General features: G+C 43.9%; 9 protein-coding genes. 4 read left to right on the forward strand and 5 right to left on the reverse strand.

The features are described 5' to 3' along the window. Window positions 1–3: 3 nt before the first annotated feature. Window positions 4–669, reverse strand: coding sequence for a hypothetical protein (locus DXK30_RS08675; RefSeq protein WP_114701362.1), 666 nt, complete (start codon window positions 667–669; stop codon window positions 4–6). 491 nt (window positions 670–1,160) lie between these two features. Between DXK30_RS08675 and aroE the strand changes: the two genes are divergently transcribed. Then, window positions 1,161–2,024, forward strand: a complete 864-nt coding sequence (gene aroE / locus DXK30_RS08680) for a shikimate dehydrogenase (RefSeq protein WP_114701363.1) — start codon at window positions 1,161–1,163, stop codon at window positions 2,022–2,024. Window positions 2,025–2,055: 31 nt separating this feature from the next. On the opposite strand, the gene DXK30_RS08685 is transcribed toward aroE, so the two are convergent. Continuing rightward, complete coding sequence (locus tag DXK30_RS08685; RefSeq protein ID WP_114701364.1) at window positions 2,056–3,177, reverse strand: FUSC family protein; 1,122 nt, start codon at window positions 3,175–3,177, stop codon at window positions 2,056–2,058. A 381-nt stretch (window positions 3,178–3,558) separates the two neighbouring features. On the opposite strand from DXK30_RS08685, the gene DXK30_RS08690 reads away from it, so the two are divergent. Continuing rightward, complete coding sequence (locus DXK30_RS08690; protein ID WP_114701365.1) at window positions 3,559–5,379, forward strand: acyl-CoA dehydrogenase C-terminal domain-containing protein; 1,821 nt, start codon at window positions 3,559–3,561, stop codon at window positions 5,377–5,379. A gap of 115 nt (window positions 5,380–5,494) precedes the next feature. Further along, a complete protein-coding gene (locus DXK30_RS08695) occupies window positions 5,495–5,965 on the forward strand; it encodes a hypothetical protein (RefSeq protein ID WP_114701366.1) in 471 nt (156 codons plus the stop codon). Between the two features lie 126 nt (window positions 5,966–6,091). Here DXK30_RS08695 and DXK30_RS08700 read toward each other — a convergent pair whose 3' ends face one another. Continuing rightward, window positions 6,092–6,466 carry a 5-carboxymethyl-2-hydroxymuconate Delta-isomerase gene (locus DXK30_RS08700; RefSeq protein ID WP_114701367.1) on the reverse strand — a complete coding sequence of 125 codons (375 nt, stop codon included), beginning with the start codon at window positions 6,464–6,466 and terminating at the stop codon, window positions 6,092–6,094. A 204-nt stretch (window positions 6,467–6,670) separates the two neighbouring features. Next, complete coding sequence (ybaK, locus tag DXK30_RS08705) at window positions 6,671–7,159, reverse strand: Cys-tRNA(Pro) deacylase (protein ID WP_114701368.1); 489 nt, start codon at window positions 7,157–7,159, stop codon at window positions 6,671–6,673. 247 nt (window positions 7,160–7,406) lie between these two features. Between ybaK and plsB the strand changes: the two genes are divergently transcribed. Next, entirely contained in the window at window positions 7,407–10,211 is a 2,805-nt protein-coding gene (gene plsB, locus DXK30_RS08710) for a glycerol-3-phosphate 1-O-acyltransferase PlsB (RefSeq protein ID WP_114701369.1), read from the forward strand. Between the two features lie 104 nt (window positions 10,212–10,315). Here plsB and ettA read toward each other — a convergent pair whose 3' ends face one another. Then, on the reverse strand, window positions 10,316–11,977 hold the full coding sequence (gene ettA, locus DXK30_RS08715; protein WP_057757965.1) for an energy-dependent translational throttle protein EttA: 1,662 nt from the start codon (window positions 11,975–11,977) through the stop codon (window positions 10,316–10,318). Window positions 11,978–12,093: the final 116 nt, after the last annotated feature.

Here is a 12,093-nt window from a genome sequence, read left to right on the forward strand (position 1 = left end):
GATTTAGCTATTGTCTGTTTGAGCAGCGGCTTTATTGATAACCAGCATGCAGCTATAAAACTCGCATTTTGCTAGCTCTATTTTTTGTCCACCGACGATTCTATTTTTAATGATTTGACTATTGAGCATATCAGCAACCATTTTACCGCCATCATCACCCATCAATTGACGCGATAGCTGATAGGCTTTTTTGGCGTGGTTTTGGCTCAGCTCTTTTTCTTTGTCTGTGTCAGTAGGATTGGCATAGTACCAGCCTAGCTCTAGATATTTTTCAGAGTCGATGATATCTAGATAAGGCGCATCCGTTTTCATAAAGCGATATTTCGCCGCTGGATTACTGGCATAGTCCAAGCTGTTTTCGTCAGTACTCATCACTTCGCCAAACACCGATTTTATATTATCTAACTCATCCACCGCGAGCGACTCAACCTTATCCGCACCCCATGCTGCAACATCATATCTCACTGGCGTACCTTGCTGAGCAGTTGCACCGTCTAGGTCCGGATTGTTTGCGCTGTCCTGTACTGGCTCATTCGTTGTTGCCTGCTCACTGGTGGTCTCAACATCTGGATTTTGAGCATCGTCTTTGGTGCTATCACAGCCACTGAGCGTCACACCAACTGCCATTATCGTACCGACTAGAAGGGTCTGTAGGTTAGGATTCCACATGGATAATTTACTCACACTTTTAGATTGATCTCGAAATAGTATTAACGAGCTGGCAGGAACGCCGCTGATAACGAATAGTTTTCAATAAAGAGCATATTTCACAAACATTATAATCTAGCAGTCATTACAGCATATTGATATAGGTTTCCATATTTTATAGTTTACCCAACTGCTCAGCAATTGACTACCTTTTACGTTACGCGGAGCACTCCCCGAGAGTATAGATTTGTTAAATATATAACGTACCAAAACAGTCTTCTCTTTAATAGAAAGTACAAAACTGCTTGCGCGTGTTTAGCGTACGTTTGCCTCAATGTCATAATTTATTTTCAAAAGCGATAAGGCCGCCTCTGACTAACGCTGTCATTTGCTAATCATTGATTAGTGATAGCCTTCTTGGTTTGTCAATCATAGCGTTATCCCTTATGATGATTGAACGCCATTTATCGCTCCTTCTATAGTATTTCTATTTTCTAGCCAGCGGACTATTTATGACCCAACACTTTATCGTTATTGGCAATCCAATCGCCCATAGTAAATCTCCTGAGATTCATGAGCAGTTTGCTATACAAGCAGGGATTGATATTAGCTATCAGCGTCAGTACTGCCCTGATGATGCCGCCAGTTTTACGGCTGTCGTTGAGGCTTTTTTTTGTGGTGGCGGTATGGGCGCTAACGTGACGGTTCCTTTTAAACAAGTCGCTTATGACTGCTGCGTGGCGCGTGGTGGTTTATCAGAACATGCCAAGACGGCAGGCGCGGTCAATACGTTATTGTTGAACAAAACACTATTAGAAAGCGGCGTACCAATCACTGAAGCACTCTATGGTGATAACACGGATGGACAAGGACTTATCAATCACATTATGAGTATGGACTGGCCGCTGACCGATGCTCGTGTGGCGCTAATAGGTGCAGGCGGTGCAGCGCGTGGCGTGATATTACCGCTATTTGAAGCGGGTATTGGCTCTCTCACGATTGCCAATCGCACCGTGTCTAAGGCAGCCGATTTGGTAAATGAGTTAAGTGCGGCCAGCTCAGTAATCGATAAACAACATATTGAGGTTTGTGCGACCAATGAACTCAGTGGCTCTTTTGACATTATTATTAATGCCACCTCTATCGGTCTATCAGGTGATACGCTGCCACTAGATGATGCTCTAAACTGTCAATACGCTTATGACATGATGTATGGTCGTTCGCTGCCATTCTTGCAGCATTTTGCCGCTCGTGGCGCACAGACCTCTGAAGGCTACGGTATGCTTATCGGTCAAGCCGCTTTAAGCTTTGAGCGTTGGACTGGGCATACTATCGATGTAGTACAAGCGACAACAGCACTAAATAAAGACAGTTAATCAAAGAGAAATCCTTACAGAGCTGTAGCTATTAACTAAAGCGCTGTAATAACCAGTTTTCAAAACGGCGTAGCGGTACACGCAATCTCGTAGAGTGTATCGCTATACCACCGCTCAACCCAATCATGCAACCGAGCGCCGTATCAATCATACGTGCTTGGATAACGTCTCCAGCGACTGGTGGCACCGACATCGTACTACCATACTCAGCGATAAATATCGTCAGCGGCGTGATAAATATTACTGCCAGTCCATAATGCCGATCAACAAATGACTCAATCAAAAACATCATACACAGTATCGCTATAGCGATGCCCCATACCGAGAGTCCCCAAGACAGCATCCAACCTGCCACGCCCATGCCAGCCAACGTACCCAATAATCGATGCAACTGTTTGATCCACATGGTTCGTAACTGCATACCTTGGATAATAATAAAGCAACTCATCGCTGCCCAGTATGGATAAGGCAGCTCTAACAGAACGGCTATAACCAACGCCAAACTGATAAAACTCACCACGATAAGGCTATCGCTAATCATATCAGGGTGATAATCATAGGAAGGTACAGGAGTAACAGGACGCGTCGCCAATAAAAACAAACTATACAATAATGCTAGCAACATCGAGGAGCCACTACCCAATATCACAAGCCCTATCGCTGAGAGCACTTGATCAATCGGTACAGGGATAAACAACGCTATCGCACCCGCCATCAATACAAACAGTCCTGCTGGTGGTGGCTGCCGATAGTAACGACCTAACATCACTACGCTAATACCAATCAGCATAAACACAGGTAGCCGAAGTACTGGCAATAGCTGCGCTATCAGACCTAGCGCAAAGCTCAGTATCATCGCAAACCCCCAAGCCATGACCGTCACTAGCCGATATGGTAGTCCGCCTGCAAATGGTAGGTTTAAGATAATCATTGAGCCTAGCGAGGCTTTGATACCTGAAGACAAATCACCAAAATAAGCTCCTACAAACACCGGAAAGCTAATCGCAATTGCCGCGATGATTGGCATATGCCATGGTCGCTGACTGCGATTGACTGTGAGTAAATGATTCAGCTCACCATTGATTAACCACTTAATACGAGTTAATAACGCGCTCAACCAAGAGGCTCGCTGTTGCTTTTTTGAGGTGCTCATAAATGGCTTTTCCTATTTGATAAGTCCATTTTTCTTTGGATTTAGATGAGCCTAAATAGCCCTTTATAAAATAATTTCAAGCAAAGATACAACTTACCTGTACAAACTAAAATGAATTAATAACATAGTTAATCATGAATAATAGTTATTAGTTGTATATTTGTTGCTGTATAAGATCTATAATCATATCAACGCCATAACAGCTGTCGCCACTAAGGACGTTCTAATAACTAACACCTTTGAAAGCTGTCCACTAATAATCTACTTGATGACTAATATAACGTCTACCTCATCTAAAATAAGTAAATATCGCTTACATAAGTTGTGACTCAAATATTGCGCCATAAGTCTATGATAGCGAACCAACCAAAGAGAGCGATTATGTTAACTTACAAAGCACCCTTACGTGATATCAAATTTTTGTTTAATGATGTATTTGATTTTCAAACCCACTATAAAGATTTGGACAACGGCGAAAACGCTGATCCTGAAACCGTAGACATGATTCTACAAGGCATGGCTGATTTTGCTGAAAATATCCTCGCTCCTATTTATCAATCAGGCGACGAAGAAGGCTGTCATTTTGAAAATGGCGAAGTCACCACGCCAAAAGGCTTTAAAGAAGCTTACAACCAGTTTGTAGAAGGCGGCTGGCAAGGTATCTCGTATCCTGAAGAATACGGCGGGATGAACTTACCGACGTCAATCAACCTGATCAAAGCTGAAATGATCGGTACTGCCAACTGGCCATGGGCAATGTACTCTGGCCTATCAACCGGTTGTATCAACACGCTACTCCAATACGGTACGGATGAGCAAAAAGCCCTTTATCTACCGAAGTTGGTCGAAGGCTCGTGGGCAGGTACGATGTGTTTGACTGAGCCACAGTGTGGTACGGATCTGGGCCAAGTAAAATCAAAAGCCATCCCGCAGGATGACGGTAGCTATAAAATTAGCGGTACCAAAATCTTTATCTCAAGCGGTGAACATGATCTAACAGACAACATCATCCATATCGTTTTAGCACGCCTACCAAACGCCCCAGAAGGCACACGCGGTATCTCACTATTTATCGTACCTAAGTTCACTCCGAACGCTGAAGGCGAGTCTGGCGAGCGCAATGCAGTAGTTTGTGGCTCGATTGAGCATAAAATGGGCATTAACTCATCATCAACGTGTGTATTGAACTTTGATGGTGCTGTTGGTTATCTAATCGGTGAGCCACATAAAGGCCTAAAAGCCATGTTCACCTTTATGAACACGGCTCGTATCGGTACTGGTATCCAAGGTCTGGCGCATACTGAATTGTCTTTCCAAAATGCCTTGCCATATGCCAAAGATCGTCGTTCTATGCGCACGCTATCTGGCACTAAAGATCCTGAAAAAGTAGCTGATGCTATCATTCACCATGCTGACGTACGCCGTATGCTATTGACGCAAAAAGCCTTTGCTGAAGGCGGTCGCTCAATGATTTATCACTCAGCACGCTATGCCGACAAAATGGCACAGGGTATTGTCAATGGCGATGATGAAGAGTTTGAAAAATGGGATGATAAGCTAGGTTTCTACACACCAATCCTAAAAGGCTTCTTAACTGAGCTAGGTATCGAAGCTGCTAAGCATGGTCAGCAAATCTATGGCGGCCACGGTTACATCAAAGAATGGGGCATGGAGCTAATCGCTCGTGATGCCCGTATCGCAACCATGTACGAAGGAACCACTGGTGTACAGGCATTGGATCTATTAGGCCGTAAGGTTATCTTACAGTCTAAAGGTAAAATCATCCGTGATTATACCTCTAGCATCATGAAATGGTGTGGCGAATATGCTCTTGATAAAGACATGCGTAAATTCGTTTGGGCACTGACCAAACTATGTGCTGAGTGGAATACCTTGACCGTACGCTTGATGCTGATGGCACGTAAAGATCGTGAAATCATCTCAGCAGCATCAGATGACTTCCTAATGTACTCAGGCTACGTGATGATGGGTTATCACTGGGCTCGTATGGCAGCAGTGGCTTACGAAAAGCTAGAAAATGGCGGCACAGAAGCGCCAGAATTCTACAAAGCAAAAATTCAGACTGCTGAATTCTACTTTGATAAGTTGCTACCACGTACGTCTGGTCACGCAGAAGCGATGGTCGCACCAAGCGAAAGCATGACATCAATGAAAATCGATCACTTCGCATTCTTAGACTAAAACTGCATCGTTAATTAATAAAAAAGCGCCTATCATTTAGGCGCTTTTTTATGTTTAACTGAAAGTATGCTTATTCATAACAATAGACATTAACTAGCAAGTTTAGGAGCAAGCTATGCTAATACCCCTTCATAAAGCTGCCTCGCTAGCCGCACGATTTATGCGAACACTGGCAATTAGTACTGCGGTGGTGAGTATCGCTGCAAATAGTGCAATTGCAAAAAATAGCGACACCCCTCTTCATTTTTCGAAAGGTGCTATTAGTAGCGTCATCACTGGTAAATTAAATCCCAATAACGATGAACGTTGGTATCGTTTTGACGCTATAAGCGAGCAATATACCGTGATAAATATTACCCCACTTGCGGGAACATCTGAGACTGCTAATGTCGGTGTATTACATATGCCGAATGGTACGCAAGATGGCAGTAAAGGCGGTATCGTCTATCAAGGCTGCTTACCTGCGACGGGAACATATCGATTGCGTATCGCCCGCAATCTCATGGCCACTGAAGGCAAAATTGCGGGTTACAAAGTTGAAGTGATGATACTACCAACATATGCCAGTCAGCCTTTATGCAAATGATTACCCTCATTTGCATAAAGGCAAATTTAGACTACGAGGAATCGCTTTTTAAGCAGTCGCTTTTTTAAGCAAATAGTTTTTGAGAAGGTGGTTTTTAAAGGACAGTTTTTAAAAGGACAGGTACTGTTAGCTACCAAGCATTTTCTTATGATAGACCTCACTTATCTCTTCAACTTCTACGCATATCTGCAATGCCGCACGCCCTGACTGCTCTGCGCCTATTTTTGCCTCGATAGTAGCGACCAACAGCTCAGCCAACTGGTCACGAGTGGCCATATCACGTCCGCTCATCAGCTTTAGGTGGGCATAAATAAATCCATTGGCCTGTTCATCGTCTTCAACACCTACTAGAAATGACTTAATAGGCACAATGCGTGCTTTGATATCAGCAGGCTGCTTGAACTGACCACTATCCCACAATGCTTTGTTTAGCGATTTGAGCAATGATTCTTCGTGAGCGATACTGACGTTGGGTGTCACTTGAATGGTTAGATGTGGCATGAGCATGTCCTTAAATGTAGATAAAAATAATAGATAAGTTGGTGTATAAGTCTACGCCTTATCGCTATGGTCAATCTACAACAATCTTGCGCCAAAATATCTTCAATACAAGCGAATCCAGTATAGATTACTCATAAATATGCTTAGCGAAATTGTCGACATGGCGAATTTATAATAGGCAGATTACAGCCACCGTGGAATCTTTTACTCATCCGTAATAGCGTCAAAGCAAGCATCAAGCGTCGCGGCCAACTGTGCAGGCGGCAATTCAATCTCTAGACCGCGGCGACCCCCACTCACATAGACTGTGGCCTGATCTTGAGCTGTGCTATCTATCACGGTTGTTAGTCGCTTTTTTTGACCCAGTGGACTGACACCGCCTAGCACATAGCCCGTGCTACGCTCTACTTGTTTGGGGTCGGCCATCTGCACTTTTTTACAGGATAGCAATTTATTAGAAGATAGCGCCTTCGCCATTTTTTTAAAATTAAGTGTTTTATCGACTGGTAATATCGCCACAGCAAGTACGCCAGTATCAGTGCTCACCACTAGAGTTTTAAATACTTGTGTCACCGCTACGCCGAGTTTTTCTGCGGCTTCTAAACCAAACGATGCGGCATTGCTGTCGTGAATATATTCGTGTAGTTGGTAATCAAGGTTACGTTTTTTGGCAAGATCGATAGCTGGAGTCATAAGTTTTAGGCTTAGTAAAATGAAATAGAGAAGTAGACGCTATATTTATGAGTCATCGGTGATAAAAATATATTATTACCCTAAACATGTTAACTTTCAAATGTTTGAGAATTTTGTATAATCCGTCACTCACTACAGCGTAACCAAACCGTATTAATATTGGTAGTATATACAGACACTATATATCGCTTTGGTGGCTTTTATGGCATCATAAGCGCAACATATTTGACTATTTTTGATACTGATTATGATACCGAAGTTCCTAAAAAAACGGATTTTTAAAGCGCCGGTCGCGACTGACCGTGCGTCTGAAACTGACACTGCTGAAACTGATGGCAATACAATCGCTACGAAGCCTTATTCTAATGCACCGATCAATCAGCTGTATCGTAAGCTGTCAGGTCAGATGCTCGATATCGCCGTAAAACCTAAGTTGCTAGGCGAGCTACCTGAGTTCGACAATGATGATCAAACGCTACGGTTTTATGTACTACAGGACTATTCTCGTTCCAACAGTATTCTGATTGACTTGCAGACGCAGGAGCACAACTTACCGCCAGCACTGGTTGGAGTAAATGATGCCGCCCATAATATTAAAGAAAATGCGGCCATCATATTTTTGAATCACCCAAGTGCCAAAGACAGTCAGCTGTCTCCTCGCCTTTCTCGCTTAGTATCTGCTGTATTGCAATATCCGGAGCTAAAGGTACGTCTAGTACCAGTATCGATTCTGTGGGGACGCGCACCTGAAAAAGAAGATTCTCTATTTAAGCTACTGACTGCTGACAACTGGCAAGACCCTAGTATTACCAAGCAACTATTTAATATTGGAGTAATGGGCCGCGATACTTTTGTACAGTTTCACCCACCGCAAGACTTACGTACCATTATCAATGATAATCTTAAAGGCGATGTGGAAGGACCTGCTACCTTTGATTCGGTCGCTACAGATACCCTTAAAGCAGATTTAACAGCGACGGATTCAGTCGATACAGAGTCAACGGATACTAACAATGATCTAGCAACTGATGCTGAGCAAGCACCAAGCTATGCACTAGTCGCATCGGCTGATAGTAATCGTGAACTGGTTCGTATGCTACAGCAGCAATTGTCAATTTATTTAGACAAGCAGCGTGCCAGCATGCTTGGCCCTGATTTATCGGATAGACGCAACTTGGTAGACAAACTGGTGTACTCACCAGCGATTAAGCATGCGATCGAAATGGAAGCGGCCGAAAAAGGGACTAGCGTTCGAGAATCTCGCAGTCAGGCCAGAGGCTATGCTAATGAAATGGTCAATGACTACTCTCATTCTATCATCCGTGGTTTTTACAAGTTTTTGACATGGTTGTGGACGCAGTTGTATGACGGCGTAGAAGTCCATCACTTCGAGCGAGTACGTGACCTTGCGACCGATTATGAGCTGATTTATGTGCCTTGTCATCGCAGCCATGTCGACTATCTATTACTATCTTATGTCATCTACAAACGTGGCCTGAGTATCCCTTATGTGGCTGCAGGTGATAACTTAGATGTACCTGTATTAGGCCCACTATTACGCGGTGCCGTTGCTTTTTATATTCGTCGTAGCTTCCGTGGTAACGCGCTATATACTGCTGTACTGCGCGAATATATGCATACTCTTATCACGCGCAACACTCCGATTGAATACTTTATCGAAGGTGGTCGCTCACGTTCAGGTCGCCTGCTACCGCCGAAGATGGGTATGCTAGCGATGACTGTGCATAGCCAACTACGCCAAACCAATAAGCCTGTAGTATTTATTCCAACTTATATTGGTTACGAGCGTATTATGGAAGGCGGCACTTATGTCGGTGAGCTAAAAGGTAAGCCAAAAGAGTCAGAGTCTTTGATTGGACTACTTAAAGTTGGCCGTAAAATCGAACGTATCTTTGGCAATGTGCACTTGAGCTTTGGTACGCCATTGCACCTTAGCGATTTTATGACGAAATTCGATGTGCCAGCCAATAGTTTGCCATCCGATCGTACTGACTCGCCGCTTGATGAAAAAACCAGCGCTATGGTTGATAACATCGGTGTGAAAGTCATGCAGCATATCAACAAAGCTGCGGTCGTCACACCTGTCTCGCTGCTGTCGTTAGTTTTGCTATCGGCACCAAAAGCTGCATTGGATGAAAATATCTGCCGTGAGCAAATCGCTTTGTATCAAGGTTTGGCTCAGCAGCTGGTCTACTCAGATGATACGGTTATCACTGATATGACGCCGCAGCAAATCATTGACTATGGTATTAAGCTAAAACTTATTGAGCGTACGCCGCACATCTTGGGCGATATCATTCAGGTCGCAGGTAAGCAAGCAGCGTTACTCAGCTATTTCCGTAACAACATTTTGCATGTCTTTATCCTACTGTCGTTCCTGTCTGCACTAGTCGCACGCAACGGACGTATCAAACGCAGCCGTCTCGATAGTATCGCTGAGCAGCTATATCCGTTCTTACAAAGTGAGCTGTTTTTATATTATCCAGCACATGGCTTGGCTGATACGCTCAATAAAAAAGTCGACAACCTGTTATCTCATGGGCTCATCGTTGACTTGGGTGATGATACGCTCAGCGTGCCTGAGTCTAATAGCAAGCATTATCAGCAGCTGCAAGTGCTTGCAACTCCAGTTGGACAAAGCCTTGAACGTTACTTTATGACGCTTGCCCTACTTGCTCAGCAAGGCTCTGGCAATTTGACTGAAAACGAAGTTGTGGACCTATGTCACCTGCTCGGGCAACGTTTATCTGTGCTCTATGCAGATGATATTCCTGATTTCTTTGATCGCGCCTTGTTTACCAGCTTTATCAGTGCGTTGACTCGTCTTGACTATCTACAAAAAGATGATGAAACAGGCATACTGACTTTCGATCATCGTATTAATGACATCGCTCATCATGCTAAGTACGTGTTGACGCCTGATATGATGCAAATCTTGCAACAAGTCGCTAGTTTGGACGAAGAAGAAATCACTCACGCCATTACTGAGATTAGTAATAAAAAGCAGCGTAAATTTGGGCGTAAACGTTAGTCTTAACAGCTGTCCATACCCTTTAAGATTTTAAGCTAAACAAAAAAAGACCGCTAACGATTAGCGGTCTTTTTTATTGAATTTCAATACACTAAACAGCCATATTAATTGGTAATTTTCTTATACTTGGCACGTTTAGGACTGGCGTCATCACCCATCGTCTTTTTACGGTACGCTTCAAACTCAGTATAGTTACCGTCGAACCAGACTGGGCCTTCTTCTTCGAACGCTAAGATATGAGTCGCGATACGGTCAAGGAACCAGCGATCATGCGATACGACCATTACTGTACCTGGGAATACTTGAATCGCATCCTCTAGTGCACGTAAGGTTTCGATATCCAAATCATTTGATGGTTCATCAAGAAGCAATACGTTTGCGCCTTGCTTTAGCGTTTTCGCTAACTGCAGACGGTTACGCTCACCACCTGATAATTGACCAACGTGCTTTTGCTGATCTGAGCCTTTGAAGTTAAAACGTCCGATATAGGCACGGCTTGGTGTGGTGTAGTCACCAACCGTAATGATATCAAGGCCGTCAGAGACTTCCTCCCATACGGTTTTGTTGTCATCTAGATGATCACGTACCTGACCGACATAGGCAACTTTAACACTTTCACCCAAATCAACTGAACCAGTATCTGGGGTATCGCGCTCAGTAATCATGTTAAACAGCGTGGTTTTACCCGCACCATTTGGACCGATAATACCAACGATACCACCAGCTGGTACGTTAAAGCTTAGGTTTTCATATAACAGACGATCGCCAAATGATTTAGAGATGTCATTGATCTCAATAACCTTGTTACCCAAACGTGGACCAGGTGGAATATAAATCTCAGAGGTCTCATTACGTTTTTGGAACTCAGTTGAGTTCAATTCTTCAAAACGCTGTACACGAGACTTAGACTTGGCCTGTTGGCCTTTTTGGTTTTTTCGAATCCACTCAAGCTCTTTTTTCAGCGCTTTAGCAAATGATTCTTCTTGCTTATTTTGCTGCTCTAGACGCGTGTTCTTTTGCTCTAGCCACTCAGTATAGTTGCCTTCATACGGATAGCCATGGCCACGGTCAAGCTCCAAAATCCACTGAGCAACATTATCCAAGAAATAGCGATCATGGGTAATGGCAACGATAGTACCGCTGTAGTTCTGCAAGAACTGCTCTAGCCATGCAACAGACTCGGCGTCCAAATGGTTGGTCGGTTCGTCAAGTAATAGCATGTCAGGGCGCGACAATAGTAGACGGCATAATGCCACACGGCGTTTTTCACCACCTGATAGTTTACTAACGTCAGCATCCCATGGTGGCAGACGGAGCGCATCGGCTGCTTTTTCTAGCTGGTTATTTAAGTTGTGCGCATCCCAAGACTGGATGATGTCTTCCATCTTGCCTTGCTCTTCAGCAAGCTTATCAAAATCAGCATCAGGCTCTGCGTATTCAGCATAGATAGCATCTAGACGTGCTAGCGCATCTAGTGCTTCGCGCATACCGTCTTCGACATTACCACGAACGTCTTTGCTATCATCTAGCTGTGGTTCCTGTGGCAGATAGCCAACTTTGGTACCTGCTTGCGCACGTGCTTCACCACTAAACTCAGTATCCACGCCTGCCATGATACGTAGCAAGGTTGATTTACCTGAACCGTTGATACCCAAAACACCAATTTTGGCACCAGGAAAAAACGATAGGTTGATATTTTTTAGGATTTCACGCTTAGGGGGAACAAGTTTTGACACGTTGTTCATCGTGTAAATATATTGAGCCATTAACACTCCGATAGACTGCATAGAAGAGAACAGCAAATGCAACTCAGCGATGATGCCAAGCGTGCCGTACCTCAAAATCAGGGTTACAAATTATAGGTCATTATCGCATTGTGGCG

Source organism: Psychrobacter proteolyticus (assembly GCF_003350005.1).
Classification (GTDB): domain Bacteria; phylum Pseudomonadota; class Gammaproteobacteria; order Pseudomonadales; family Moraxellaceae; genus Psychrobacter; species Psychrobacter proteolyticus.